General features: G+C 32.9%; 34 protein-coding genes, 1 tRNA gene and 2 other annotated features. Of the genes, 29 read left to right on the top strand and 6 right to left on the bottom strand.

What is annotated here, in order from left to right; translation table 11 throughout:
• Positions 1–14: 14 nt before the first annotated feature.
• Positions 15–584 (bottom strand): GNAT family N-acetyltransferase, encoded by a 570-nt coding sequence (locus tag FM121_RS04900; protein ID WP_086951041.1) that lies wholly within the window; start codon positions 582–584, stop codon positions 15–17.
• A gap of 301 nt (positions 585–885) precedes the next feature.
• On the opposite strand from FM121_RS04900, the gene rplK reads away from it, so the two are divergent.
• The 5 genes from rplK to FM121_RS04875 all read left to right on the top strand — a co-directional run bounded on the left by rplK (position 886) and on the right by FM121_RS04875 (position 5,001).
• Positions 886–1,308 carry a 50S ribosomal protein L11 gene (gene rplK, locus FM121_RS04895; protein WP_086951040.1) on the top strand — a complete coding sequence of 141 codons (423 nt, stop codon included), beginning with the start codon at positions 886–888 and terminating at the stop codon, positions 1,306–1,308.
• 112 nt (positions 1,309–1,420) lie between these two features.
• Positions 1,421–2,110 carry a 50S ribosomal protein L1 gene (gene rplA / locus FM121_RS04890; RefSeq protein ID WP_086951039.1) on the top strand — a complete coding sequence of 230 codons (690 nt, stop codon included), beginning with the start codon at positions 1,421–1,423 and terminating at the stop codon, positions 2,108–2,110.
• A gap of 43 nt (positions 2,111–2,153) precedes the next feature.
• Positions 2,154–2,278 (top strand) — a sequence feature (ribosomal protein L10 leader region).
• Between the two features lie 35 nt (positions 2,279–2,313).
• Complete coding sequence (rplJ, locus tag FM121_RS04885) at positions 2,314–2,817, top strand: 50S ribosomal protein L10 (protein ID WP_086951038.1); 504 nt, start codon at positions 2,314–2,316, stop codon at positions 2,815–2,817.
• Positions 2,818–2,885: 68 nt separating this feature from the next.
• Complete coding sequence (gene rplL / locus FM121_RS04880) at positions 2,886–3,254, top strand: 50S ribosomal protein L7/L12 (protein WP_086951037.1); 369 nt, start codon at positions 2,886–2,888, stop codon at positions 3,252–3,254.
• Between the two features lie 295 nt (positions 3,255–3,549).
• Positions 3,550–5,001, top strand: a complete 1,452-nt coding sequence (locus FM121_RS04875) for a nicotinate phosphoribosyltransferase (RefSeq protein WP_086951036.1) — start codon at positions 3,550–3,552, stop codon at positions 4,999–5,001.
• Positions 5,002–5,065: 64 nt separating this feature from the next.
• On the opposite strand, the gene FM121_RS04870 is transcribed toward FM121_RS04875, so the two are convergent.
• Positions 5,066–6,985, bottom strand: a complete 1,920-nt coding sequence (locus FM121_RS04870; protein WP_086951035.1) for a fructose-1,6-bisphosphatase — start codon at positions 6,983–6,985, stop codon at positions 5,066–5,068.
• 152 nt (positions 6,986–7,137) lie between these two features.
• Here FM121_RS04870 and FM121_RS04865 point away from each other — a divergent pair, with 152 nt between their 5' ends.
• Positions 7,138–7,830, top strand: coding sequence for an O-methyltransferase (locus FM121_RS04865; protein ID WP_086951034.1), 693 nt, complete (start codon positions 7,138–7,140; stop codon positions 7,828–7,830).
• Positions 7,831–7,872: 42 nt separating this feature from the next.
• Here FM121_RS04865 and FM121_RS04860 read toward each other — a convergent pair.
• Positions 7,873–7,946: transfer RNA gene (locus FM121_RS04860), tRNA-Arg, on the bottom strand.
• A gap of 278 nt (positions 7,947–8,224) precedes the next feature.
• Between FM121_RS04860 and FM121_RS04855 the strand changes: the two genes are divergently transcribed.
• The 4 genes from FM121_RS04855 (at position 8,225) to rpmA (ending at position 9,975) form a co-directional block, all read left to right on the top strand.
• Positions 8,225–8,839 carry a TetR/AcrR family transcriptional regulator gene (locus tag FM121_RS04855; protein WP_086951033.1) on the top strand — a complete coding sequence of 205 codons (615 nt, stop codon included), beginning with the start codon at positions 8,225–8,227 and terminating at the stop codon, positions 8,837–8,839.
• A 76-nt stretch (positions 8,840–8,915) separates the two neighbouring features.
• Positions 8,916–8,994, top strand: a sequence feature (ribosomal protein L21 leader region).
• A gap of 19 nt (positions 8,995–9,013) precedes the next feature.
• A complete protein-coding gene (gene rplU, locus FM121_RS04850) occupies positions 9,014–9,322 on the top strand; it encodes a 50S ribosomal protein L21 (RefSeq protein WP_086951032.1) in 309 nt (102 codons plus the stop codon).
• Positions 9,323–9,348: 26 nt separating this feature from the next.
• On the top strand, positions 9,349–9,669 hold the full coding sequence (locus FM121_RS04845) for a ribosomal-processing cysteine protease Prp (RefSeq protein ID WP_086951031.1): 321 nt from the start codon (positions 9,349–9,351) through the stop codon (positions 9,667–9,669).
• Positions 9,670–9,690: 21 nt separating this feature from the next.
• Positions 9,691–9,975, top strand: coding sequence for a 50S ribosomal protein L27 (gene rpmA / locus FM121_RS04840; protein ID WP_086951030.1), 285 nt, complete (start codon positions 9,691–9,693; stop codon positions 9,973–9,975).
• Positions 9,976–10,072: 97 nt separating this feature from the next.
• Here rpmA and FM121_RS04835 read toward each other — a convergent pair whose 3' ends face one another.
• The 3 genes from FM121_RS04835 to FM121_RS04825 are packed head-to-tail and all read right to left on the bottom strand — an operon-like array spanning position 10,073 to position 13,023.
• A complete protein-coding gene (locus FM121_RS04835; RefSeq protein WP_086951029.1) occupies positions 10,073–11,245 on the bottom strand; it encodes a site-specific integrase in 1,173 nt (390 codons plus the stop codon).
• 56 nt (positions 11,246–11,301) lie between these two features.
• On the bottom strand, positions 11,302–12,279 hold the full coding sequence (rhuM, locus tag FM121_RS04830; RefSeq protein ID WP_086951028.1) for a RhuM family protein: 978 nt from the start codon (positions 12,277–12,279) through the stop codon (positions 11,302–11,304).
• 36 nt (positions 12,280–12,315) lie between these two features.
• On the bottom strand, positions 12,316–13,023 hold the full coding sequence (locus FM121_RS04825) for a helix-turn-helix domain-containing protein (protein WP_086951027.1): 708 nt from the start codon (positions 13,021–13,023) through the stop codon (positions 12,316–12,318).
• A gap of 109 nt (positions 13,024–13,132) precedes the next feature.
• On the opposite strand from FM121_RS04825, the gene FM121_RS04820 reads away from it, so the two are divergent.
• The 19 genes from FM121_RS04820 to FM121_RS04740 all read left to right on the top strand — a co-directional run bounded on the left by FM121_RS04820 (position 13,133) and on the right by FM121_RS04740 (position 24,857).
• Positions 13,133–13,333, top strand: coding sequence for a helix-turn-helix transcriptional regulator (locus tag FM121_RS04820; protein WP_373385071.1), 201 nt, complete (start codon positions 13,133–13,135; stop codon positions 13,331–13,333).
• Positions 13,334–13,373: 40 nt separating this feature from the next.
• Positions 13,374–13,643: a hypothetical protein gene (locus FM121_RS04815; protein WP_086951025.1), complete on the top strand. Its 270-nt coding sequence runs from the start codon at positions 13,374–13,376 to the stop codon at positions 13,641–13,643.
• Positions 13,644–13,679: 36 nt separating this feature from the next.
• Positions 13,680–13,856 (top strand): hypothetical protein, encoded by a 177-nt coding sequence (locus FM121_RS14430; protein ID WP_179203793.1) that lies wholly within the window; start codon positions 13,680–13,682, stop codon positions 13,854–13,856.
• Position 13,857: 1 nt separating this feature from the next.
• Positions 13,858–14,085 (top strand): hypothetical protein, encoded by a 228-nt coding sequence (locus FM121_RS04810; RefSeq protein ID WP_086951024.1) that lies wholly within the window; start codon positions 13,858–13,860, stop codon positions 14,083–14,085.
• A 106-nt stretch (positions 14,086–14,191) separates the two neighbouring features.
• On the top strand, positions 14,192–14,407 hold the full coding sequence (locus FM121_RS04805; protein WP_086951023.1) for a hypothetical protein: 216 nt from the start codon (positions 14,192–14,194) through the stop codon (positions 14,405–14,407).
• A gap of 38 nt (positions 14,408–14,445) precedes the next feature.
• Positions 14,446–14,889, top strand: coding sequence for a phage replisome organizer N-terminal domain-containing protein (locus FM121_RS04800; protein ID WP_086951022.1), 444 nt, complete (start codon positions 14,446–14,448; stop codon positions 14,887–14,889).
• A gap of 281 nt (positions 14,890–15,170) precedes the next feature.
• Positions 15,171–15,305: a hypothetical protein gene (locus FM121_RS14640; protein ID WP_256958409.1), complete on the top strand. Its 135-nt coding sequence runs from the start codon at positions 15,171–15,173 to the stop codon at positions 15,303–15,305.
• 12 nt (positions 15,306–15,317) lie between these two features.
• Positions 15,318–16,160, top strand: a complete 843-nt coding sequence (locus tag FM121_RS04795; protein ID WP_086951021.1) for an ATP-binding protein — start codon at positions 15,318–15,320, stop codon at positions 16,158–16,160.
• Between the two features lie 16 nt (positions 16,161–16,176).
• The gene (locus tag FM121_RS04790; RefSeq protein ID WP_086951020.1) at positions 16,177–16,308 is read left to right on the top strand and encodes a DUF2292 domain-containing protein; all 132 of its coding nucleotides are present in this window, start codon (positions 16,177–16,179) and stop codon (positions 16,306–16,308) included.
• A 91-nt stretch (positions 16,309–16,399) separates the two neighbouring features.
• Complete coding sequence (locus FM121_RS04785; protein ID WP_086951019.1) at positions 16,400–16,669, top strand: hypothetical protein; 270 nt, start codon at positions 16,400–16,402, stop codon at positions 16,667–16,669.
• 229 nt (positions 16,670–16,898) lie between these two features.
• Entirely contained in the window at positions 16,899–18,194 is a 1,296-nt protein-coding gene (locus FM121_RS04780; RefSeq protein WP_086951018.1) for a hypothetical protein, read from the top strand.
• A 358-nt stretch (positions 18,195–18,552) separates the two neighbouring features.
• A complete protein-coding gene (locus FM121_RS04775; protein WP_086951017.1) occupies positions 18,553–19,617 on the top strand; it encodes a M24 family metallopeptidase in 1,065 nt (354 codons plus the stop codon).
• Positions 19,618–19,724: 107 nt separating this feature from the next.
• On the top strand, positions 19,725–20,153 hold the full coding sequence (locus FM121_RS04770; protein ID WP_086951016.1) for an Asp23/Gls24 family envelope stress response protein: 429 nt from the start codon (positions 19,725–19,727) through the stop codon (positions 20,151–20,153).
• 1 nt (position 20,154) lies between these two features.
• Positions 20,155–20,580, top strand: coding sequence for a transcription antitermination factor NusB (gene nusB, locus FM121_RS04765; RefSeq protein ID WP_373385070.1), 426 nt, complete (start codon positions 20,155–20,157; stop codon positions 20,578–20,580).
• Positions 20,581–20,698: 118 nt separating this feature from the next.
• Positions 20,699–21,541 carry a bifunctional methylenetetrahydrofolate dehydrogenase/methenyltetrahydrofolate cyclohydrolase FolD gene (gene folD / locus FM121_RS04760; RefSeq protein ID WP_086951014.1) on the top strand — a complete coding sequence of 281 codons (843 nt, stop codon included), beginning with the start codon at positions 20,699–20,701 and terminating at the stop codon, positions 21,539–21,541.
• A gap of 17 nt (positions 21,542–21,558) precedes the next feature.
• Positions 21,559–22,899, top strand: a complete 1,341-nt coding sequence (gene xseA, locus FM121_RS04755; protein ID WP_086951013.1) for an exodeoxyribonuclease VII large subunit — start codon at positions 21,559–21,561, stop codon at positions 22,897–22,899.
• Positions 22,900–22,903: 4 nt separating this feature from the next.
• The gene (locus FM121_RS04750; protein ID WP_086951012.1) at positions 22,904–23,134 is read left to right on the top strand and encodes an exodeoxyribonuclease VII small subunit; all 231 of its coding nucleotides are present in this window, start codon (positions 22,904–22,906) and stop codon (positions 23,132–23,134) included.
• 2 nt (positions 23,135–23,136) lie between these two features.
• Positions 23,137–24,033, top strand: a complete 897-nt coding sequence (locus FM121_RS04745; protein WP_256958408.1) for a polyprenyl synthetase family protein — start codon at positions 23,137–23,139, stop codon at positions 24,031–24,033.
• Positions 24,033–24,857 carry a TlyA family RNA methyltransferase gene (locus tag FM121_RS04740; protein WP_086951011.1) on the top strand — a complete coding sequence of 275 codons (825 nt, stop codon included), beginning with the start codon at positions 24,033–24,035 and terminating at the stop codon, positions 24,855–24,857. Before FM121_RS04745 ends, FM121_RS04740 begins: the two co-directional genes overlap by 1 nt.
• The last annotated feature ends 4 nt before the right edge of the window (positions 24,858–24,861 follow it).

Genomic DNA, 24,861 nt, shown 5'->3' with positions numbered 1-24,861 from the left:
CTGGCGTATTATATTTAATCAACAAGTTTTTGTAAGTGATCGTAATCATGATTAGAAATTTCAATTTGACCAACTTTTTCAAACCCGTTGTTTAGATAAATTCTTCTAGCACTCTCGTTAATTGTGTCAACATTCAATCCTAATTTATTGCGGTTATGTTTTTTTGCAAGATAGGGTAGTGAATCCAGTAATTCTCTAGCAACGCCTTTTCCTCTGAAATCAGGAGAAGTAACTAAGGTGTCTAAGTACCATTCATCTTTAAATGTTTCTTCATCATGAAATAGTTTATATTCTTCAGATAAATTATGATTTAATAGTAGATTGATGAAAGCATCATCGATATTTTTTTCCAAATGGTCTGGATATCCGAAAGCAACACCGGCAACGTGACCATCAATTTCTTTAACAATCGCGTTGTTGAATCCGTATCTATAATTAGGTTCTTTAATAAAAGCTTTGATAAGTAATTTTTTAACATCATCTTCGGCTAGCTTATTAAAAACGTCTAATTCCATGTCTCTTAAAACAATCATTACTAAATCCATAGCTTCATTAGCATCTTTAGGCTCTGCTGAACGTATCATAAGTAAAAATCCTCCTTAATAATCTTTAAACTACTCTATCATGGAGAAATATAGGAAGCAAGTTATACTATTGATAAGTTATCTATTAAGTTAGTAGAGAGAGGAGAGGAAATGAGTTGGTTAATCATACTGTAAAACAATCAAAAATAAAATTCATAATAAAACTATTGAAATTAATAATAGAATCAAGTATAATATCGGAGTACGTGTTTCATACACGTGCTTCTTTTTTTATGGAAGCGTGGGAGGAGAAATTTACATCTCCATTAAACCACATCACGGACTTAAGGAGGTATGTCTCGTGGCAAAGAAGGTAGAAAAATTAGTTAAATTACAAATCCCAGCAGGGAAAGCAACTCCAGCACCACCAGTTGGACCAGCATTAGGACAAGCCGGTGTTAACATCATGGGATTCACTAAAGAGTTTAACGCTCGTACAGCTGATCAAGCAGGCTTAATTATTCCTGTAGTAATTTCTGTATATGAAGATCGTTCATTTACATTTATTACAAAAACACCACCAGCTGCAGTATTGCTTAAAAAAGCTGCAAAAATAGAAAAAGGTTCTGGTGAACCAAATTCTAAAAAAGTTGCAACTGTAACTAAAGACCAAGTAAAAGAAATTGCTGAAACTAAAATGCAAGACCTAAACGCAGCTGATGTTGAAGCAGCAATGCGCATGGTAGAAGGTACTGCACGAAGCATGGGTATCGTTGTAGAATAATTTTAAATTATTTTATTGATACTTAGAAGTAGCTTCTCAGTCGGTTTATATTGAAAAATATGAATTCCGTGGGAGGTTCAACCGTTATAACCACAATCAAGGAGGAAACAAAATGGCTAATAAGAGTAAAAAAATGCAAGATGCATTAAAAAAAGTAGACGTAACAAAAAATTATTCTGTAGCAGAAGCTGTTGCTTTAGCTAAAGATACAAATATTGCAAAATTTGACGCAACTGTAGAAGTTGCTTATAACTTAAATGTTGATCCTAAAAAAGCGGATCAACAAATTCGTGGTGCTGTAGTATTACCAAACGGTACTGGTAAAACACAAACTGTTTTAGTATTCGCTAAAGGCGAAAAAGCTAAAGAAGCAGAAGCTGCTGGAGCAGACTTTGTTGGCGATGCTGACATGGTTGCTAAAATTAAAGGCGGTTGGTTTGGGTTTGACGTAGTTGTTGCAACTCCAGACATGATGGCACAAGTTGGTCAATTAGGACGTGTATTAGGACCTAAAGGATTAATGCCTAACCCTAAAACAGGAACTGTTACTATGGATGTAACTAAAGCTGTTGAAGAAGTTAAAGCTGGTAAAGTAACTTACCGTGTTGACAAACAAGGTAACATCCACGTTCCAATTGGTAAAGTATCATTTGATGATGCTAAATTAATTGAAAACTTTAAAACAATCAACGATGTAATCCTTAAAGCAAAACCTGCTGCAACAAAAGGTTCTTACATTAAAAACCTAACAGTTACAACTACATTTGGCCCTGGTGTTAAAGTAGATCATTTTTCTTTCTAGAAAATAACTTGTCCTAGACAACTATCTGTGTTATAGTTGTCTAGGTTAAATATTAACTGTACCGAAGACAGTAGGTGACGTAAGTCTTAATTTCCTACCGAGGACCATATTGAAAGTAATCAATAGTCCCTCTATGTCAACGGTGGCATGGGGTTTTTTTATATAGAAAATTCCACCATCTAAATTTACGGAGGTGAAATAAAATGAGTGAAGCATCAATCGCTAAAAAAGCTCAAGAAGTTGAAGTTGTTACTGCAAAACTTAAAGAAGCTGCATCAGTAGTCGTAGTTGACTACCGTGGTTTAACAGTAGAACAAGTAACTGATTTACGTAAACAATTACGTGATGCAAACGTTGAAATGAAAGTTATCAAAAATGGTATCTTACGTCGTGCTGCTGAACAAGCTGGTTTAGAAGGTTTAGGCGATGTATTCGTAGGACCTACAGCCGTAGCATTCAGTAATGAAGACGTAGTAGCTCCAGCTAAAATCATGAATGATTTTGCTAAAGGTGCAGATAAACTAGAAATCAAAGGTGGTATTATCGAAGGAAACGTATCTTCTGTTGAAGAAATCGTTGCTCTTGCTAAATTACCAAGCCGCGAAGGTTTACTTTCTATGTTACTTTCTGTATTACAAGCTCCTGTCAGAAACGTTGCTTATGCAGTTAAAGCTGTATCAGAATCAAAAGAAGAAGAAGTTGCTTAATTAGTAACTCAATCTAAAACTAAAAAAAATATAAATTAATCGTAAAGATTATAATGGAGGAACCCATAATGGCATTAAACATTGAAGGAATTATTGCTGATTTAAAAGTATCAACTATTTTAGAATTAAATGACTTAGTAAAAGCTATCGAAGAAGAATTTGGCGTATCTGCTGCTGCTCCTGTAGCTGCTGCTGGTGCTGGTGAAGCATCTGCTGCTGCAGAACAAACTGAATTCACTGTTGAATTAGTTGGCGCTGGAGATTCAAAAGTTAAAGTTATCAAAGCAGTTCGTGAAGCAACTGGTTTAGGTCTTAAAGAAGCTAAAGCTTTAGTAGATGGCGCTCCATCTGCACTTAAAGAAGGAATTTCTAAAGACGAAGCTGAAGCTTTAAAAGCTTCTTTAGAAGAAGTTGGCGCTTCAGTAACTGTAAAATAATTTTTATAGTTAAAATAAATAAAAGAAAGGTCTTAGGACCTTTCTTTTTTGCGTTATTTAGATAGTGAAAAATAATTGTGGATAAGCTAGAGGGAAAATAGAAATTTAGTGATAAATAATTATATAACATGTGGAAAAGTTTACGCCAATAAAAATTATTTTATGAATCATAATCATTTTTTGCATATAATTTAGTATATTGGCTACTGAAAAGATAAAAAGGTTGAGAAACTTCGAAGTAACACGTAAAATATATGTATGAAAATATGTATACTAAAGAATTGGAGACAATAAAATGTATAAAGATGATAGCTTGGCACTTCATACGGATTTGTATCAATTGAACATGATGAAAACCTATTGGGAGTTAGATCGAGCAGATTTACATTCAGTATTCGAGTGTTATTTTAGACAGATGCCTTTTAAACATGGTTATGCTATTTTTGCAGGGTTAGAAAGGCTTGTTGGTTATTTAGATAATTTATCATTTTCAGATAGTGATATCGATTATTTAAGAGAAGTGACAGATTATCCAGAAGAATTTTTAACTTATTTAAAAAATTTTAAATTTACATGTACGGTAAGATCTGCTGTTGAGGGAGAAATGGTTTTTAACGATGAGCCAATCTTTCAAGTAGAAGGTCCGTTAGCGCAGTGTCAGTTAATTGAAACTGCGATTCTTAATATTATTAATTATCAAACACTGATTGCGACAAAAGCTTCAAGAATCCGTGCTGTTTGTGAGGACGACTTAGTGATGGAGTTTGGAACAAGACGTGCCCAAGAAATGGACGCAGCTATCTGGGGGACTAGAGCGGCTTATATTGGTGGTTTTGACTCAACAAGTAATGTGAGAGCTGGGAAAATTTTTGGGATACCGGTGTCTGGAACGCATGCTCATAGTTTGATCCAATCTTATTTAGATGATTATGAAGGGTTCAAGGCGTATGCTCAAACACACAAAGATTGCGTGTTTCTAGTAGATACGTTTGATACGTTAAAATCAGGAGTTCCTAATGCAATTCGAGTAGCTAAAGAAATGGGTGATAAAATTAATTTCTTAGGTGTTAGGATTGATAGTGGAGATATGGCGTATATTTCTAAAAAAGTTAGAAAGCAATTAGATGAAGCTGGTTTTTATGATGCTAAAGTCTATGCTTCTAATGATTTAGATGAATCAACTATTTTGAATTTAAAAATGCAAAAGGCTAAGATTGATGTATGGGGAATAGGAACAAAGTTGATTACTGCATATGATCAACCAGCATTAGGAGCAGTCTATAAGTTAGTTTCAATTGAAAATAGTCATGGGAAAATGATTGATACATTAAAATTATCTGGTAATGCAGAGAAAGTCTCAACGCCTGGTAAGAAGCAAGTTTGGCGAATTACTGGTAAGAATGGTAAGTCTGAGGGAGATTACATTACTTTGTGGAATGAAGATCCAAGGGAAATGGAAGAGATTTACATGTTTCATCCAGTGCATACTTTTATTAATAAAACGGTAACTGATTTTGAAGCACGAGCGATATTGAAGGATGTCTATATTGAGGGCAAGAGAGTGTATAATTTACCAACTTTAGAGGAGATTAAGGCATTTTCAGAAGATAATCTAAACTCTTTATGGGAAGAATATAAACGTAATCTGAATCCGCAAAAATACCCAGTTGATTTATCTAAAGAATGTTGGCAACATAAAATGAATACGATTGAAAAAATTAGAAATTCGGTTAAATCAATTAAGTAATATGAATAGAGTTAAATAAATAAGCTTGGATCTGACTTTAAATTTTGTCAGCCCCAAGCTTATTTTAATGTTTATTATATTCTAGTAAGTCATAGAGTTCTTGTATTTCTTCTGAGAGTATCTTGCCAATAGTTGTATTAGAGACGCATTTTCTTTCTAAGGGTCTGTCAACGACACGTTTAATAGATAAGATATCATCGTGATTTCGAATCACACAGTCGACAGATGAGAAGGGTTTGTGAGCAACTAGCTGCATACCGTATGAATTGTACAGCAGTGTATAACCTGCTAACCCAGTGGTTTTTTGGTATGGTTTTGAAAATCCACCATCAATGACAATCATTTTACCGTTAGCTTTAATGGGATCTTCTCCTTTAACTTCTTTAACAGGTGTATGTCCATTAATTAAGTGACTATCCTCACAGTTCAAATTAAATTCATGAAGAATTTTTTTGATTGTTTCTTCTTCTTCTCTTAAATGATAGTAGGCATTTTTTTCTTCAGTGTGAGTTTCTTTTTCCTTGATGAAATATCTTTCGAAAGTAGTCATTTCTTTTTTTCCAAAAAGTGAAGAATACTTACCAGACCAAAGATACCAAATGATGTCTGTTTCATAGTCATCTTGTATGTGTGGTTTTTTATATGACTTCCTCAAGCAATTCTCAAAGTAATCGAGTAGTTTCTTACCTTCGTAATTTTGACCTTCAAAACAAACAGATTGAAAACTTCCGTCTTTATTCAAAGGAACACAACCATGGATTAACAAGTTTTCGTTATAGACAAGATACATATTTCCTTTTTTGAAGAGAAAATCAGTGTGCCTTTTTAATTTTTCTGAGTGGATAAAATTATGTAATAGGCGATTGATGACTTCTTCTTCTTCTGCTGTTAGTTTAGAAGGATCTTCTGCTGAAACGGTTTTAAAACAAGTGTCATGTAATTGATATGTTTTCTCTTTGAGAATAATATCAGACTCAGCTAAGTTAACTTTGCTGAGTAACAAACGATGCTCCATATTAAAATCTGGTCTTCTACGAACTAATTGTTCTTCTAATTTAAATTGTAAAATAGCAGCTGCTTGATGAATTTTGGTTGTTTCTAATAACTCATCTTTATCTTTTGACGTTTCTGTGTCTGTTTTTGGTTTAAAAGCGGGATTATTAGTATAATACTTTTCCGCGTAGGTTAATAAGGGTCTTAAGTTAATGCCGTAAGTGTCTTCAATGATGGAAAGATTATTATATCTAGCAGAAATTCTAATGGTGTTCATCATGCAAATAGGAGAACCTGACGCAGCTCCCATCCAAATGATATCGTGATTTCCCCACTGGATATCCATCGAGTGATGATTTATTAAGCGTTCTATGATTTTATCAGGTGCTGGACCTCGATCGTAAATATCACCGACAATGTGTAAATGGTCAACAACTAGCCTTTGAATAATATAGCAAAGATCAGTGATTAACTCATCAGCTTGTTCTAAATTGATAACTGTTTCAATAATTTGATTGTAATAATTTTTTTTATCTGTTTGATTATTTGTTTGAAACAAAAGTTCTTCAATAATATATGAATACCTTTTAGGAAATGATTTTCTTAATTTAGAACGAGTGTACTTAGAAGAAGAAAAACGAACCAATTGAATTAATTGATCTATTTTTTGTCTATACCATTTCTCGTTTTTAAAACCGTTAGTAATTTTTAATCTTTTTTCAGGGTAGTAAATAAGAGTTGCTAGTTCTTGCTGTTCTTGTGTCGTCAAAATACGATGGAAAAGTTCTTTTATTTTTTCTTTAACATTTCCAGAGCCATTTCTTAAAATATGTTGAAAAGCATCGTACTCTCCGTGAAGATCACTGACGAAATGTTCTGTCCCTTTTGGTAAATTGAGAATTGCTTTCAAATTTATGATTTCGCTTACAATTTCTTCGGAAGAGTTAAATTTAGTGTTAAGCAAATCATAATATTTATTTCTAGTTGTCATTTACAAATATACCTCTTGTCTTTTTAAAGTCATAATATGATAAAAACATGAAGTAGTCAATCTATACCGATTATAGATGTTAAAATAATTAATTTGTTTTTAAATAAAAAAATTTGTATAATCAACAAGGAGTGAGAAAGAAGGATGTCGAAATGAGAAATGAAATGATGCATCGTCCTGTATTACAGGATGAAATTTTAGATTTACTTAGAAAGAGACAAAAACAAATGAGTGGTTCTTTAGGAGAACTTCAAGAACAATCATATGCTGATAATGTGCCTATTATACCCAATGAAACTGCTACATTTCTAAAGTTTTTTTTAAAACAAATTAAAGCGAAAGAAGTTTTGGAAATTGGAACAGCGGTTGGTTTTTCTGCAAGTTTAATGGCTGAAACTATTGGAAAAGAAGGTCATGTAACAACGATTGATCGTTTTGATGTCATGATTAGAAAAGCGAAGTTAAATTTTGAAAAATTTGGATTATCTGAACAAGTGACGCTTTTAGAAGGGGATGCAAAAGAAGTATTACCGACATTAAAAGGTCCATATGACTTTATTTTCATGGATAGTGCTAAATCAAAATATATTGAATTTTTGCCAGAATGTTTGAGAATACTAAGAGTGGACGGTGTTTTGATGATTGACGATGTTTTTCAAGCTGGAACAATTATGCAAGATATCAAAGATATACCACGCAGTCAGCGGACAATTTATAGAAAATTGAATAAATTATTTGATACTGTCTTAGAACATCCAGACCTTACAGTAACGATATTACCTTTAGGTGATGGTGTTTTGATGATAAGTAAAAATGTAGATAATATAATTATTAACGAAAAATAAAAAAGACAAAAGGTATTAGCCTTTTGTCTTTTTGTTATTAAACGTCGCAGGAGGGATTCGAACCCCCGACCGTTCGCTTAGAAGGCGAATGCTCTATCCAGCTGAGCTACTGCGACAAGTCAGCTTCAAGCAACATGAATATCATAATAAAATTTGAGAGAATAGTCAAGCTTTATTTTAATTTTTTTATTTAGAATGTTCTTTTTATAATTATTATTTACAAAGATTCGTAGTAAACAAAATAAGGAGAATAAATAGATAATAAATAAACACTAAGTAATAATACTAGACAAAAGAGGCTAGATGCTATATAATCGTGAATGTGTTGTAGGAAGTGATTGGGAAACTTCGTATAATGCGTTTTAAGTTTTAAGTAAGTAAGGGGAAGAATAATATGGGGAAAATTGATCCACGAGTTGTTAAAACTCGTAAAAAATTAAGACAAGCGTTTTTAGATTTACTAAAGACTCGTAAGTTAAGCGAAATGAACATTAAAGACTTAACGAATCAAGCAGGTGTTACAAGAGGAACGTTCTATCTGCATTATCGTGACAAAGATACATTTGTTGAAACGATAATGGAAGAAATAATTGAGGATTTTTATGATCATGTAGTGAAGTATGTTGCTTATGATGGTAATGAAGATAAATTGATCCCTCAAATTATTTTAGATAGAGTATTTGAATACATTGGTGATTCACCAGAGTTTTTTGTGACATTATTAAAAGAAAATGATGCAGAAATGTACAGAACTTTATTTAGTGATAAACTGTATGATTATATTTTAGAACATGTAAACTATGGAAATTCTATTCCAGTTAGAAAAATGCCTAAAGAATTATTGAATAACTTTTTAGTATTTGCTTTACTTGGTATAGCAGACGCTTGGGTTGTTGAAGGGAAAATTTATGCTAATCACTACATGGCAACAAATGTAGCTAAATTATTTAGATCAGAATTATTTGTTGAGATTGGTTTGAAAGAACTATTTATTTCCGAAGCAGAATAAAAAAGAAAGATAAGTTAACTTTTTGTTGACCTATCTTTCTTTTTTTGATATCATATTAATGTTGTATTTGTGTGCACCACAACTACAACCGCACATATTAAGTATTAAGTTCATATTAATTTATGACCCTTAAGTTGGCGAGTCTAAGTAAAGAAAAGGAGGTGCGGAACAAACATGTACGCTATTGTAAAAACTGGTGGTAAACAATTAAAAGTAGAAGTAGGTCAAGCGATTTACGTTGAGAAATTAAACGTAGCAGCTGGCGAAAAAGTTGTGTTTGATGAAGTTATTTTAGTAGGTGGAGAAACAACAAAGATTGGTGCTCCAACTGTTAAAGGTGCAACTGTTGAAGGAACTGTTGAAAAACAAGGAAAACAAAAGAAAGTTGTAACTTACAAATACAAACCTAAAAAAGATTCACATCGTAAACAAGGTCATCGTCAACCTTACACTAAAGTAATGATCGATGCAATTAACGCATAATTAAAATTTAGAGAGTTGGTATCTTGATGATCAAAGCTGAGTTTTTCAGAAAAGAAGCTGACAGGATTGTTTCTTTTGAAATGTCTGGTCATGCTGATTTTGCTGAATCGGGTTCTGATATAGTTTGTGCAGCTGCATCTGTTTTAGCAATGAATGTAGTGAACAGTATTGAAGAATTAGCCGGTTATCAACCAATTGTAGATATTGACGATGGTTACCTGTTTGTTGAAATCCTGTCAGATTTGTCTGATAAACAGATTGAAATAACAGATATCCTAATGAACAGTCTTTATATTGGGTTAAGAGATATCGAAAAAGAATATAATATATATATTCGTGTAAAATAATTTCAAGGAGGTGCTTTTTTCATGTTGAAAATTAACTTACAATTATTCGCCCACAAAAAAGGGGGCGGTTCTACAACCAACGGCCGTGATTCACAATCAAAACGTTTAGGTGCTAAACGTGCTGATGGACAAACTGTTTCAGGTGGTTCAATTTTATACCGTCAACGCGGTACTAAAATTTATCCAGGTGTAAACGTTGGTCGTGGTGGAGATGATACTTTGTATGCTAAAGTTGAAGGTGTTGTACGTTTCGAACGTAAAGGACGCGAAAAAACTCAAGTGTCTGTCTATCCAGTAGCTAAATAATTAGTTTTATTATAAGTCTAAACCCTTATCTATCAAGGGCTTAGGCTTTTTTATTTTGTCTTGAATTGAAATTGAATGCCATTTTGAATGCCATTGACTACAAATTAGCAAATTTCATTAACTTCTCAACGGTTTTTTCAGTGACTTCTTTTGTAACGTGGGTATAGATATTCATCGTCATTTCGATGCTGCTATGACCTAATCTAACTTGTGCTTCTTTCATGCTGGCACCACTCTCCAATAAAAGTGATGCGTGGGTATGTCTGAAACCATGAACGCCAATGACATGAAGATCAGCAGCTTTTGATAACCTGGAAGCACGTTGGTATAAATCTTGTCTAGTGAATCGTTCACCAAACAAGTTAGTAAAGACAACGTTATTATCTCTTAAACCATTAGCAAAGAGCATTTCTTTTTGTCTTAGTTGCCATTTTTTAAGCAGTCTAAGCGTCTTATCATCTAAAGTGATCGTTCTATATGAGCTCTTAGTTTTAGGTGTGGAGACAACGAAACCGTTCTTTGTAAGAGACATATTTTTATTGACTGTCACAGTTTTATCAATGAAATTAATATCTTGCCATTCTAAGGCGCTTGCTTCAGCTCCACGTAATCCCGAATAGGTTAGGAACCTAAAAAGAATTAGATCCAATTCAGAAAAGTATTTTTGCATTAGCTGGCCATTAGCATTTTGTTTAATTCTGTTCTCCAGGAACTCAAACAGCTGTTTTAATTCGTCTAACGTATAGAACTTTATCTTGTCTTGTTCTATGACTTTCTTTGGCGTTGGTCTTATCACACTGCTAAATGGATTGCGGTCCGCTAACTCTAAACTGATCGCATATTCCATTACTTTAGAAGCATACTGCAAGATTATTTTATACATTTTCGTTTTGTCAGCCCACTTATTAACTTCTACCTGGCATGTTTTTAAGTTAAGTTTATCCACTCTAATATCTCCGAATGAAGGCAAGACATACTTGGTCATATAACGCTCTGTCGTGATGTAGGTTGTCTCTTTAACTGTTTTCTTATAAGTTATCAACCAAAGCTCACAAATCTCTTTAAAGGCTGTTATAGTTTCTTTTTGTAATCCGTTTTGTTCAAAGTCCACTAGTAAACGATTAAGTTCTAGTTGGGCTTCTTTTTTTGTCTTAAAACCTCGTCTAGTTGTCTTTACCGCCTTGTTTGTTATCGGGTTAACTCCTAAGTAAGCTTGGAATTGCCATGCCTTAGAACCGTCTTTTTTATCGTATTGCTTGAATGTTGCCATTTGTTTTCTCTCCCTTATCTTGCTACGGGCGTTTACGAGATGGTAAGGGGATTTAGTTATTTTTTATTGAGTTTGTTTAATGCGTTGAAGTAATCAGTATCAACCTGTTTGACTTCTTTATTTAATGCTTTATATTTCTTTAGCTCATCATCTACTTTTTTATTAGCTGCATCTCTACTTATTTTTCCTTTATCTTGTAAAATATCAACTCTTTGGAAATCTAAGTAGCGATCTAGTTCACTTTTCCAGTCATTCATGGTCATTTTTATTTTTTGGTTGGCTTGTCTTTCTGCCGTATCAAGATAAGCGGAAACAATAAGGTTTAAATCAGTTAGTTCTTTTTCATCCAGGTAATTTTTTGATACCTTTAATTCTGTTTTAGTTGGATAATCACCTTTTTGAACTGTCAAACCTAAGTTTTCTTTATCTGCATCGATACGATTAAAGATTAGCTCTGGTGCAGTATGTCCTGTAACAGCATAAATCATTTTATTCTGAACAGTGGCAAAGAATTCCATTGCAGCTTTACTACTACCATCATAATCAATACTAGTAGCAAAAATATCTAACACTTGCTTATAGAATATTCTTTCGTTTGTTCTAATATCTCTAATACGCTTTTGTAATTTTTTAAAGTAATCTAATTCTTGCGTTACTTTATCATCGTTAATGGCAAAGCCACTTATTAGATATTCTTTTAAGATAGTTGAGGCATATCGTCTAAATTGGGCACCTCTAACAGAACGAACACGGTAGCCAATAGCTAGAATCATATCTAAATTGTAGAGTGTGATAGTCCGTTGAACGTCTCTGTTACCTTCTTTTTGAACTGTTAAGTAATCCTTAACAGTTGAATTTTTATCCAATTCTTGATCTTCAAATATGTTTTTAACATGTAGACTAATATTGTTTTTGGAGGTATCGAACAACTCTGCTAGTTCCAATTGTGACAGCCATACGGTGCTATCTTGTAAGTGTAACTCAACTTTTGTTTGTCCGTCCTCTGTGCTGTATAGAATAATGTCATTGCTCATAGTTTGCTCCTTTCTAAGTGATGGTAAGGGGGGAGTTTAGTTATTATTATTTGGTATTTTTGGATCTAATATTTCAGTATTAGCATTTTTATCTATTTCTTTTTGTAGTTTTTTTTCATATTTTTCAATACTGCTGAAATGAGAATCAACATCCATTCCATCAATATCATAATAAGCTTGCTGGAGCACTTCTGTAATTAAGTCTTTTGTATGTGTTAATTCTGCATATTCTTTTTTAGATAAATCATCTTTTCTATTTTCGGTTAACTCTTTTATTTTGTTCATTGAATGAAATAAATCTAAAGTGGCCGTTTGTATTAAACCTTCACTGTCCATAGCGAAAGGATACAAAAGTATATCATCCAATCTGTCTTTATTCTCAGAATATAGTGATTCCTCATCACTATCATAAGATTCATGGTATAACCCTTCAAAAATATAATCTATCATTTCTTGATCATCGCTAATATCTATATTGTATTGATTTGCTGCTATCTCAATGATGATAGGGTTGAGATAATTTCTTATATCTCCATATAGCAATTCTTCAACAGAAATCTCAGCTATCTCAGCTATTTTTTTAATTCGGTTATTATTAGGAAGATATTTTCCGTTTTCCCATTTAGATATTGTTCCTTTAGTTACCGGTGGATCAAAAAGAGACCCAAAATCATCCATAGATAAACCTTTACTAATTCTGATATTTTTAATTCTCTCTCCAACTTTATTTTGAGAAGAGCTCATAATTAATTCCTCCTTGAGTTGGGATATGTTTCTTGACACCAGTATAATGTCATGCTAGAATGATGTCAAGGTTGGGAAATGTTTCCTTGGGTAGTAGGAGGTGATAAATTTGAATAGAGTAGCTGGTTATAGAGTAGCGTTAAAATTAAAACAATCCGACATGGCTAACAAATTGAATATTTCTAGACAGGCATATTCAGAAAAAGAAAGAGGTAATGTGCCATTTAAAGATTCTGAAAAGATTTTTTTAAAAGAATTATTTAAACAGGTAGATTCTAACGTGACTATTGACCTTCTTTTTTTTGGGTGAAAGTTGGGAAATGTTTCTTTGTGAAAAGGAGGTGATTGATTTGAATTTTTTTAGTATTGAGTACGAACAAGAATTACTAAAGCAGCACCAAGAAACTTATCAACGAATGATTGAACTAGTAGAGCAACAAGTGCAGAAGCCACCTTTTATACAACAGAAGGATGTGTCCAATTATTACAAAGGAATTTCCGTAGGTACCTTAATTCGATATGAGAGACAAGGGTTAAAGAGGTCAGAACCTGTTGAAGGTGGTTCAGTGTGGTATGCAACATCAGAATTAGATCGATTTATGTTAGAACACCAAAAATAAAGCAAGCGGGCGGGCTTTGCGAGATGGAGGAGAAACATGAATATTTACGGTGTTAGACGTTATGGAGTTTTATTAGTTGTATTTGTACTAGGAATGATATTAGGAAGCCTAGACGGTAAGTTAATAGCTATTTTAGGCATTCCGATGTTTATGATGTTTTTATTTAATTTAGATATCGCATCATTTCAATTAAAAAAGAAAAGAGGAAATTAAAATGAATGAAGAAAAAAGTGTAAGAGAGTTGTTAAGAGATTTATCTGGTATTTTAGAAGAAATTTCTACTATTGATGAAAACAAGGTATATAAAGCTAAACTCATTGATGGTGATGGTTCAAGAAGTATTGATGAAACGCCATTAGAAAGAGCTAAAAATTTAGCTGGTTCAGCTATTGCCTGTTATGTGTCACAGATTCAAGAGATTTTAGGATATGAAGATAAATAAAAATAGCACACTTAGGACTGCAATCCTTTAAGCGTGCTGAGGTAAATAGATTTTAATCCCTATTTACCTCATGTTATCACAAATTATGATGAAATGGGGAAGTAAAATGAAAGAAAAAACATTAAATATTGATGATATTACAATCGATGCAAATAACTTAGAGAATGCAATTCACGGTTTAGATTCATTTGTTTACAATAATTTTTTGTTTAATGATATAAAAACCGAAGATATAAACGCATTAAGCGGCTTTCTGGCATCAGTCAAGTTATTAGCGACTAAGCATGCTACAGAGCTATCTGAGTTTGGGATAGGAATATAAAAATATAAATAAAATTGGTAAGTAGGTGGAATATTAAGTTGGCTGAATTCAAAAATGATACAAAGGCAAAAAGATATTATTGGTTGCAATTAAAAACGGATTTCTTTGATCAGAAAGAAATTAAATTGTTAAGAAAAATAGCTGGTGGTGATACGTATACAGTTATTTACTTAAAAATGTTATTAGCAAGTCTTAAAGATGAGGGGAAACTTTATTTTGAATCTATAGGTGACGATTTTGCTGAAGAAATATCTTTGTTAATTGATGAAGAACCAGAAAATGTAGCCATGACGCTCAATTTTTTAGAGACTAAGCAACTTATTGAAGTAGTGGAAAATGACGAATATTATCTTAATAGAATACCTGAAATGCTTGGCTCTGAAAGTTATAGCGCAGAAAGAGTTAGACGTCATAGAGAAAAGAAAAAGTTACAAGGTAACGCTAGTGAGTTACAAAGTAACATCGATGTGACTAAGAGATAGAGTTAGAGAAGAGTAATATAGATCAATCATCTTCCAAAGAAGTTGATAAAGTCGATTTAAAAAATAGGTTTGATTTAATTTGGAAAGAATATCCTAAAAAGCAAGGTAAAGAGAATGCCTTTAAGTCCTATCAAAAAGCTATCAGAGACGGCACAACAGACGAAACTATTTTAAATGGTATTAATGCTTATAAGAAACAAATCGAGCTACAGCGAACTGAAATACAGTTTATAAAGCAAGGTAGCACTTTCTTTAACCAACGTTCTTATATGGACGAATTCGTGACTACTAACAACAGAAAACAATACCAGGTAAACCAAACGGAAGAAATACCACCAGAGTGGGCTGCTAATATTGCTGAAGCAAGAAAAGTCCCAAGTTATGATGATTCAGAACTACCAGAATTACCTTATTAGGAGGTTTGCGTTATGAGTAAAACAATGGAAATGGGAAGCGTCAAAGTACCAGATAGCCACATTGAACGTACTGGATATATTGAGCTTCAAGAACCGTGTAATGTTCCAGGACATGAAAAATACAATTTATGGCACTTTAACGATGAAATAATTTGTCCAAGATGTGAGAGTGAGCGACGGAGTAAAAAATTTTCAACTCAAGCAACTAAAAAACAATTTGAAAGTACCAAAGAAGGAAGAAAGTTATTTTTGAAAAATAATAGTATTCTACATGATAGATCATTACTGAATAAAGGCATTAAAGATTATATCAATAAAAATGATACTGAGAGTGATATCAAAAAACATACTCATACAGTGGTTAAAGAAGTTTTAAAAAATAATAGAAATGTCTTTATGGTTGGTCCTCCAGGAGTTGGAAAAACTCATTTAATGATGGGAATGTTAAAGAACATTAACGAACTAGGTGATTCAAAGAAATGTTTGTTTGTATCGATGCCGAAGTTATTATCTGAAATGAAAGAATCGTTTAATAAAAAGTACACTGATCAAAAGACTTCAGCTGACTATCTAAATTTATTAGTAGAAGCGGACGTTCTAGGTCTAGATGATATCGGTAGTGAGCTATCAATGAACTCTAACAAGCAGGCATCTAACTTTACTGTAGATACCCTTTATAATATTCTCAACGCAAGAGAGAACAAGACAACGATATTTACAAGTAATCTAAGTTTGGATGAATTATCTCTAATCTTAGATGCGAGAACTGTATCAAGGATAAAAAGTAATTTATTGTTAATGGATTTTAACGGTATTACTGATAAACGAGAGTACGAATATACTCTAAAAAAATAAGAAAGTAGGGAAATGAATGGATAAAATTTACATTGATTCAAAAGGAAAAAACACAACAGTGGAGCTGCCAAAATATGGAGAGGTTCGCTTGATTATCCAAGATGGTCAGGTAATCAGAAAAGAAACGATCATATCAGAAAAAATTTAATAGTCTGACACGAAAGCGTGAGGACATAGGTTGTTAGTCATTTTTGGCTAGTAGCTTGTGTTCTCTTTTTAATAACACGGGAGGTTTCAAGATGTATGACTGGCTGACAAAGTACCAAACGTTACAACGTGCAATTGATTACCTAGAATTTGAAATAGATGATTACGAGTCAGAATTAAAGCGTTGGGTAAGTGGTGATCTATCTAAAGTGAAAATCACTAAAGAAAGTAAAGGTGCGAAAATTGAAGGCATTATTAAAGAAAAAAAGCTTGAATTAGATAGTTTAATGCAGCGAAAACAAAAGCTGCTTGACTTTATATCTAAATTTGATGATCTCGATAGTCAAATACTTATTAAATAAGCTTAAAACTTATATTAGTCCTGACAAGTCAGCCGTTTTAGGTAGATACCCTGGTGGATTAAGCATGGTTAAAACACTCACGTTTAATGATTTAGCTAGTAAAGTAAATGGATAGCATTTGAAAGCTCACTTTAATTAGTGGGTTTTTTTGGTATACTAGAAATAAATCAAATGTGTGTTGGAAAGTGATATATTTTAATTAATAAATGTTATACAGGGAGAGGTAAATATGGAAAATGATAATGATATAGACTTAGAGTTAAAATATATTTTGAAAACTGAGTTAAATGATCGCATTATTTTATACGAAAAAGAGTTTAAAGAAAACAATCTATTTTATATTTTGGGTAATATTTTTGTACCATTTTATTTAGCTGAAAGTTGGCCAAGAGAAATTAGTGAACGAGAAAAAAGTGATTTTTCTATTTTAGATAAGAAATATTCTGATCTTATATTAGTAAAGAAATATATTTGGGATGAATTAAAGAACGATGTTTTTGGCGCTAATGAAGAAAATTCTAGATATGAACTGTTAAAAAAAATTAATATTTATTATAGTTTCTTTTACGAGAAAAAAACAATTAAAAAATATATGGATAAAATTAAAGGTTTTCAAAATGAAACTTTAAAAAAGCTATGGCGCATGAATCTGCTTGCTAGAAGTCTTTATTTATTAGGGAATCAATTAGAACTTAATATAGAGACTGAAGAATATACTATTAGGTATAAAAAAAGTAAAACATTTATGATGGTAATTTCTGAGGATAAAAACATCCAACAAGCCAAAAACAAGAATTTCCCATATGATGAGTATCATTATGAAAAAATAGTAAAGAAAATGATAATCGAGTTGGACAAGAGTTTTAATAATAATCAAATTGAATTACAAGAACAAATGTCGCTTTTAGAAATAACGGGAAATAATTTGTCATTACCTCAAAGGATAGTAGCTGAATTATCTAGAATTAGAACAAATAATGATTCAAATAAATTAAAATATAATTTAGAATCAAAATGTATTGCGGCTATGAGGATTGAAAATGATGATAAAACATACTTATCAATTAGTGGGGCTAAACGTAATTTGGAAATAGACGCAGAAAAAATATTTAAAAAAATCACTGATAATTGTATAAATAAGTATGAATATGTAAAGTTAAATACGTCGACTCGTTATTATATGTGTAGTTTAGAAAATGATTACATTAATTTAGCTGATTATGAAAATGCAAATAGTGCAGCAATCTTATTAAATGATGATAAACGTAATAAAGGGAAATTATTTGCATGTTGTGAAAAAAAATTACTATCAATGAAGTTAGAAAATATTAGTATAAAAGATGATGATTCTCATATATTTGTTAAATTTCAACCTTGTAAAAGATGTATAACTATGAAAGAGAATCTACATTTTATTTGTAACATAGATTCCTTATTAGAATGCAGTGGAACTGGACAAGAAGTTGATACTAGCCCTCTAGATAAAACAGCATTAAAAATAGTTATATATAGAGATAGATACTGACCGCTTATGAGTGGTATAATTTATTATGAAAAAAGAGATGATCTCTCATCTCTTTTTCTATATAAACTCACCATCTCGCCCGTAGCGTTTTGAATGCCATATTGAATGCCATCTGAATGTGACATATTATGACTGGTTGAATACTTTATGATTAAAACCTACTATTATATAGCGTTTCTTGTGGTAGGTTGAAACGTGTTAAAAGTAGAACTTTCTCTATCCAGTAGCTAAATAATACTAATAAACAACTCAATTTATTGGGTTGTTTTTTTGTTGTTAAGAAAATAGAGATTGGTTTAATTTATCTAGTCCTTTTGTTATAATAGTATTAGAAATAAAGGGGAAGGTGTCTTGATAGATGATTAGTAGAGTTGATAATTTAAGAAAAGAAATGATCAAAGAAGATATTGGGTCATTTTTAATAACTAGTTCATACAATTTACGTTATTTAACAGGGTTTACAGGGACAACGGGTATTGCTCTAATTACCTTAGAAGAAGCATTTTTTATTACGGATTTTAGATATACTGAGCAAGCTACAACTCAGTGTAAAGGTTATAAAGTTGTTCAGAATTTTGGACCGATTTTTGATGTAGTGGCAGATTTAGTGGAAGAAAAGAAACTAGAAACTCTTGCTTTTGAAGAAGCGTTGGTTTCCTTTAAAGAATATGTTCAATTAGAAATGATTATGGAAGCAGATTTAATCCCTGTTTCAGGAATGATTGAAGAATTAAGGGAGATCAAAGATGAATCGGAAGTTAAAATAATTGAAAAAGCGTGTGAGATTGCTGATAAAGCTTTTAGTCATATTTTAACTTATATCAAACCAGGAATGACAGAAATTCAAGTAGCCAATGAACTTGATTTTTATATGAGAAACTTAGGTGCTTCTGGTGTTTCTTTTGAAACAATAGTGGCGAGTGGATTGAGATCGGCAATGCCTCACGGAGTGGCTAGTGAAAAAGTAATTGAGCAAGGTGATTTTATTACCATTGATTTTGGTTGTTACTATCAAGGATACGTATCAGATATGACAAGAACTATCTCTCTTGGCGAACCGAATCAAAAATTAAAAGAAATTTATCAAATTGTGAAAGAAGCACAACAAAAAGTTTTAGATGTTGCGAAACCAGGAATGACTGGGGCTGAGTTAGATGCAGTAGCTCGTGATTATATTGAATCAAAAGGTTATGGTGAGGCGTTTGGCCATTCTACAGGTCATGGCATTGGATTAGAGATTCATGAGGGGCCAAATGTTTCAAAAATGGCAGAAAAAGCTTTTGTCTCAGGCAATGTGATTACAAATGAGCCAGGAATTTATTTACCTGGAATTGGTGGCGTTCGGATTGAGGATGACATGTTAGTGACAGATAATGGGATAAAGAGATTGACACATTCTGAAAAAGAGCTTATTATTTTATAGAATAGACAAATGATTAAAAATATTATATTCTTAATGTTTTGAGGAGATAGTTTTATTAATCAAATTGTAGGTTTCTCAAGTTAAAACGAACTGAAGGAGGAAGACAGATGGCAGAAAATAAAGATTTAGTCCTAAGCAGCAATAATCAAGAAATTGGTGGAGAAATTGTTGTTGCTCCTGAGGTATTAGAAGTTATCGTTGGGATTGCAGCGTCGAAAGTGGAAGGCGTTTATGCAATGCGTGGTAATTTAGCGTCAAATGTTACAGAATTATTTGGAAAATCAGTCCATGATAAGGGTGTATCATTGAAGAATGAGGAAGGTAACATTCGTATTGATTTATTTTGTTATCTGAATTACGGTGTTTCAGTACCAAAAGTGGCAATAGACATGCAAGAAAAAGTTAAACAACAAGTCTTGTATATGACAGATTTGGAATTATCAGAAGTTAACGTCCATGTGGTGGGTGTTGTTCCTGAAAAGATTTCATTACCAGACTTAGACGAGTTGTTTGATTCAGAAGATGAGGAAGAATAGAGTGGAGTTAACAAGACATCAGTTAAGAGAAATAGCGTTCCAAGTCAATTTTTCTATCTTATATAGCGAGGGTGTAGAGGTTGATCAAGTGATTGAAAATGTCCTTGACCTATATGAAGAACAGACCTGTGAAGAAATACCTCAATATATCAAAGTAGTTGTTGGTGGTGTAAAGGAACATCAGTTAGAATTAGATCAGCATATTGAAAAGCACTTAAAGCGTTGGACAGTAAATCGTATTGCGAAAACTGATTTAACTATTTTAAGATTAGCTTTATTTGAGATGTTTTATGTGTCGGATATCCCGTACAAAGTATCTTTAAATGAAGCGTTGGAATTAGCGAAGACATTTAGTGATGATGAATCCCGTCGTTTTATTAACGGCGTGTTATCATCAGTTATGAAAGAATTGGACTCAAACAATTAATTTTGTTTGAGTTTTTTTGTTACTTGAAGCAGAACCACTTTTTCACCACTCTATTTTCGAGAAAGTCTTTTTATGCTAGAATGTAGGCATGTGTAATTAAATTTTGGAGGTGTTTTTAATGGCAATATTATTAGATGGTCGTGCGCTTAGCGATAAGATACAAGCAAATCTTAAGCAAGAAGTTGCTGGATGGAAACAAAAAGGAAAAAGACTTCCAAAATTAGTGGTTATTTTAATCGGTGAAGATGTAGGGAGTCAAGTATACGTTAAAAATAAAGAAAATTCGGCAAAAAATATTGGGTTTCATTCTCAAGTTGATCGCTTATCTGAAAGTACGACTGAGGAAGAGTTGTTAAGACGGATCAATGAGTACAATGAAGACCAACAGGTAGACGGTATCTTGGTACAACTTCCCCTACCAAAACATATTGATGAAGAGAAAATTATTTTAGCGATTGATTCTAAAAAAGATGTGGACGGGTTCCATCCTTTGAACATGGGAAAATTATTCATTGGGAAACCTGATAAATTACCTTGTACGCCTTATGGAATTATAAGGTTACTAGAAGAACATGAAATAGAGATAGCAGGAAAAAATGCTGTTGTAATTGGGCGAAGTAATATTGTTGGAAAACCGATGGCTCAACTTTTATTAATGCATAATGCTACGGTTACGATTACGCACTCTCATACAAAAGATTTGAAAAAAATTACAAGTGAAGCGGATATTGTGGTTGTTGCTATTGGGGAATCTGAATTTTTAACTGCGGATCATATTAAAGAAGGTGCGGTTGTTGTTGATGTCGGGATGAACCGTCATGCTGATGGGCATTTAGTAGGAGACGTTAAATTTGATGAAGTGAGTCAAAAAGCTTCTTTTATTACACCAGTTCCTGGTGGTGTTGGCCCAATGACGATTGGTATGTTAATGGAGCAGACAGTCGCAAATGCGAGAGGTTAGTAAAGGATTGTGAAAATATGACTGAAAAGTATTTAACGGTAACAGCATTAACTAAATATCTCAAACGAAAATTTGAAGCAGACCCATATTTAGAACGTATCTTTTTAACAGGGGAGATTTCAAATTTTAGAATGAGGCCAAACGCTCATCAGTATTTTAGTTTAAAAGATGATCAGGCAAAAATTTCGGCAATTATGTTTAAAGGAGCTTTTGGAAAACTAAAGTTTCAGCCAGAAGAAGGAATGAAAGTTTTAGTGATTGGACGTATTTCTCTTTATGAACCCGGCGGTAGCTATCAAATTTATGTGGAACACATGGAACCAGACGGTGTGGGAGCTTTATATCAAGCTTTAGAGGAACGTAAAAAAGCTTTTCACAAAGAGGGTTTGTTTAATCCTAACTTTAAACAACCATTAGTGAAGTACCCTAAAAAAATTGCTGTTGTGACAAGTCCAAGTGGAGCTGTTGTGCGGGATATCATGACAACGGTTAAAAGAAGGTATCCAATTGCTCAGCTTGTGGTCTTTCCAACGCTTGTGCAAGGAGATAAAGCTGCAGCAGATATTACTAGACGGATTAAAGAAGTGGATCAAAGTGGTGAATATGATACGATGATTGTGGCTCGTGGTGGTGGGTCGATTGAAGATTTATGGCCTTTTAACGAAGAGAATGTTGCTAGAGCTATTTTTGAAGCGAGAACACCAATAGTGTCATCTGTGGGGCATGAAACAGATACAACGATTGCAGATTTAGTAGCAGATGTTAGAGCAGCGACACCAACAGCGGCAGCTGAGATTGCGACACCTGTACTAAGAGAAGAGTTATTGAGAATTAAAGAAAAAGAGAATCGTTTATTCCAAGCAATGTCTGCGCAATTAAAACATAAAAAACAAAAGCATGAACATGCTGTAAACTCTTTTGTTTTTAAGCAACCTAAACGGTTATATGAAGCTTTTTCGGTTCAGTTGGATACACTAAATCGTAAGTTAGAACAAAGTTTGTCTCAAGAGATAAATCAAAAAGAAAAAAAATTCGAACAAATGAAGCAACGCTTATACTTTAGGAATCCTCAAGAAAAAGTTAAGATTTCAAGGCAACAGATAGAATTCTTAAATGATAAATTAGAAAAAAATATGGAACGATTAGTTGAAAGTAAGAAGATAGCTGTAAGTCAACAGATAGCTAATTTGGATTTGTTGAGTCCGTTAAAAACGATGCTGCGAGGGTACAGTTATGTGACGATAGATGAGAAAATAATTAAGTCAGTTAATGAAATAGATAAAGAACAAATACTAAGTGTTCACTTGTCAGATGGTGTTGTAGATACAACGGTAACTGATGTAGTTAGAAAGGACTAAAAAAATGGTAAAAGAAAAAAAACAAACTTTTGAAGCTTCTCTAGCAGAACTTGAAGAAATCGTAAAACAATTAGAAACAGGGGAAGTTCCTTTAGAAGACGCGTTAGATCAATTTCAAAAAGGAATAGAGTTGAGCAAATTATGTCAAGATACTTTGACTAATGCAGAAGAAACTTTAACAAAAATTATGTCAGAAGATGGTCAAGAAGTTCCTTTTGAAGAGCAAGGAGAGTAGTTATGATGCTAACATATAAGGAGTTTTCAGCAAATAACATTCCTTTTATTAATCAGACAATGGTAACTTTTTTAAAAAAGAGCAACCAATCTGAGCTACTGCTAGAGTCAATGGCTTATTCTTTAATGGCAGGAGGTAAAAGATTCAGACCGTTGTTATTATTGGCGACAGTCGATTTTTTTGAAGTTTCTTTTGAAAGTCAGCATTACGACGTAGCTGCGGCTTTAGAAATGGTTCATACTTATTCGTTAATACATGATGATTTACCAGCGATGGATGATGATGATTTAAGGCGGGGAAAACCCACCAACCATAAAATTTATGGTGAAGCTGTGGCGATTTTATCAGGAGATGCTTTATTGACTGAAGCTTTTCATTTAGTGTCAACAGCAGAAATTGAAAGTGCTTTGAAAGTAGAGTTGATTCGCTTATTTGCTAATGCGTCTGGTTCGTCAGGTATGATAGCAGGACAAATGGAAGATATGTTAGGAGAAAATAAAAAAATAACGTTAAAAGAATTACAAGATATGCACAGTAAAAAAACAGGTGAATTAATAAAATATGCAGTAGAAGCTGGTGCCAGTTTAAGTACCGATAATCTAGAAGTTAAAAAATATCTTATTGAATATGCGGAATATCTAGGGATTGCTTTTCAAGTGAGGGATGATTTATTAGATGTTATTGGTGATGAGACTATCATCGGTAAGAAAATAGGTGCAGATGCAGCACATGATAAAAATACTTATGTTTCTTTGTTAGGTATAAAGGGTGCTCAAACCGCATTTGAATCATATTGTGACAATGCTCAAGAAGCGTTAAATCAGGCCAAAGAAATACTGAACTATGACAAAAAAGAAACCTTATTAGATGTTATTTTAGAAGAATTGAAGGTAATGTAATGAGTGAAAAAGTAAAGAAAGAACGTGTGGATGTACTAGTGGTCCAACAAGGGTTGAGTGAGACTCGTGAGAAAGCTAAACGAAATGTCATGGCTGGCTTGGTTGTAGATTCAAACGGCGTTCGTTATGATAAACCAGGCGAAAAAATCTCAGTAGATTCTGTTCTTAGGTTAAAAGGACAAGCTTTAAAATATGTTTCTCGTGGTGGTTTGAAATTAGAAAAAGCAATGGCATCTTTTTTGGTGGATTTTGAAGGTAAAATTTTATTAGATATCGGTTCTTCAACAGGTGGATTTACAGATGTAGCGCTACAAAATGGAGCTAAAATGAGCTATGCTTTAGATGTTGGTTCTAATCAGTTAGCGTGGAAATTAAGACAAGACGACCGTGTTGAAGTGATGGAAAAAACAAACTTTAGATACTCTAAATTAGAGGATTTTACCAAAGGTCAGCCTGATGTCGCTTCAATCGATGTTTCCTTTATATCGCTAAAATTAATTTTACCTGTTTTAAGAACGATTATAACACCTGATGGAGAGGTGATAGCTTTGATAAAACCTCAATTTGAAGCAGGAAAAGCGCAAGTGGGTAAAAAAGGAATTATTCGTGATAGAAAAGTTCACTTATCTGTTTTAAAAGATGTTTTATCTTTCGTTCAAGAATTTGGATTTAATGTAGAAGGTCTGGATTTTTCACCTATTACAGGTGGGGATGGTAATATTGAATTCTTAGCACATTTAAAACCTGTTGAAGGAATAGGGGCATTTTTAAGTGAAGTATCAGCAGAAGAGATTGTGGAGTTATCTCATAGTAGGCTAACGTAATTTG

Origin of the sequence: Vagococcus fluvialis bH819 (assembly GCF_900163795.1) — a bacterium.
GTDB lineage: Bacteria > Bacillota > Bacilli > Lactobacillales > Vagococcaceae > Vagococcus > Vagococcus fluvialis_A.
Note: the sequence above shows the minus strand (reverse complement) of the source record. Positions and strands in the feature narration are given on the sequence as shown.

Excerpts from the sequence above, each read along its gene's own strand:
- FM121_RS04900 (WP_086951041.1), bottom strand. The coding sequence starts at position 584 with ATGATACGTTCAGCAGAGCCTAAAGATGCTAATGAAGCTATGGATTTA.
- rplA (WP_086951039.1), top strand. The coding sequence starts at position 1,421 with ATGGCTAATAAGAGTAAAAAAATGCAAGATGCATTAAAAAAAGTAGAC.
- rplJ (WP_086951038.1), top strand. The coding sequence starts at position 2,314 with ATGAGTGAAGCATCAATCGCTAAAAAAGCTCAAGAAGTTGAAGTTGTT.
- rplL (WP_086951037.1), top strand. The coding sequence starts at position 2,886 with ATGGCATTAAACATTGAAGGAATTATTGCTGATTTAAAAGTATCAACT.
- FM121_RS04875 (WP_086951036.1), top strand. The coding sequence starts at position 3,550 with ATGTATAAAGATGATAGCTTGGCACTTCATACGGATTTGTATCAATTG.
- FM121_RS04870 (WP_086951035.1), bottom strand. The coding sequence starts at position 6,985 with ATGACAACTAGAAATAAATATTATGATTTGCTTAACACTAAATTTAAC.
- FM121_RS04865 (WP_086951034.1), top strand. The coding sequence starts at position 7,138 with ATGAGAAATGAAATGATGCATCGTCCTGTATTACAGGATGAAATTTTA.
- FM121_RS04855 (WP_086951033.1), top strand. The coding sequence starts at position 8,225 with ATGGGGAAAATTGATCCACGAGTTGTTAAAACTCGTAAAAAATTAAGA.
- rplU (WP_086951032.1), top strand. The coding sequence starts at position 9,014 with ATGTACGCTATTGTAAAAACTGGTGGTAAACAATTAAAAGTAGAAGTA.
- FM121_RS04845 (WP_086951031.1), top strand. The coding sequence starts at position 9,349 with ATGATCAAAGCTGAGTTTTTCAGAAAAGAAGCTGACAGGATTGTTTCT.
- rpmA (WP_086951030.1), top strand. The coding sequence starts at position 9,691 with ATGTTGAAAATTAACTTACAATTATTCGCCCACAAAAAAGGGGGCGGT.
- FM121_RS04835 (WP_086951029.1), bottom strand. The coding sequence starts at position 11,245 with ATGGCAACATTCAAGCAATACGATAAAAAAGACGGTTCTAAGGCATGG.
- rhuM (WP_086951028.1), bottom strand. The coding sequence starts at position 12,279 with ATGAGCAATGACATTATTCTATACAGCACAGAGGACGGACAAACAAAA.
- FM121_RS04825 (WP_086951027.1), bottom strand. The coding sequence starts at position 13,023 with ATGAGCTCTTCTCAAAATAAAGTTGGAGAGAGAATTAAAAATATCAGA.
- FM121_RS14430 (WP_179203793.1), top strand. The coding sequence starts at position 13,680 with ATGAATATTTACGGTGTTAGACGTTATGGAGTTTTATTAGTTGTATTT.
- FM121_RS04810 (WP_086951024.1), top strand. The coding sequence starts at position 13,858 with ATGAATGAAGAAAAAAGTGTAAGAGAGTTGTTAAGAGATTTATCTGGT.
- FM121_RS04805 (WP_086951023.1), top strand. The coding sequence starts at position 14,192 with ATGAAAGAAAAAACATTAAATATTGATGATATTACAATCGATGCAAAT.
- FM121_RS04795 (WP_086951021.1), top strand. The coding sequence starts at position 15,318 with ATGAGTAAAACAATGGAAATGGGAAGCGTCAAAGTACCAGATAGCCAC.
- FM121_RS04790 (WP_086951020.1), top strand. The coding sequence starts at position 16,177 with ATGGATAAAATTTACATTGATTCAAAAGGAAAAAACACAACAGTGGAG.
- FM121_RS04785 (WP_086951019.1), top strand. The coding sequence starts at position 16,400 with ATGTATGACTGGCTGACAAAGTACCAAACGTTACAACGTGCAATTGAT.
- FM121_RS04780 (WP_086951018.1), top strand. The coding sequence starts at position 16,899 with ATGGAAAATGATAATGATATAGACTTAGAGTTAAAATATATTTTGAAA.
- FM121_RS04775 (WP_086951017.1), top strand. The coding sequence starts at position 18,553 with ATGATTAGTAGAGTTGATAATTTAAGAAAAGAAATGATCAAAGAAGAT.
- FM121_RS04770 (WP_086951016.1), top strand. The coding sequence starts at position 19,725 with ATGGCAGAAAATAAAGATTTAGTCCTAAGCAGCAATAATCAAGAAATT.
- folD (WP_086951014.1), top strand. The coding sequence starts at position 20,699 with ATGGCAATATTATTAGATGGTCGTGCGCTTAGCGATAAGATACAAGCA.
- xseA (WP_086951013.1), top strand. The coding sequence starts at position 21,559 with ATGACTGAAAAGTATTTAACGGTAACAGCATTAACTAAATATCTCAAA.
- FM121_RS04750 (WP_086951012.1), top strand. The coding sequence starts at position 22,904 with ATGGTAAAAGAAAAAAAACAAACTTTTGAAGCTTCTCTAGCAGAACTT.
- FM121_RS04745 (WP_256958408.1), top strand. The coding sequence starts at position 23,137 with ATGATGCTAACATATAAGGAGTTTTCAGCAAATAACATTCCTTTTATT.
- FM121_RS04740 (WP_086951011.1), top strand. The coding sequence starts at position 24,033 with ATGAGTGAAAAAGTAAAGAAAGAACGTGTGGATGTACTAGTGGTCCAA.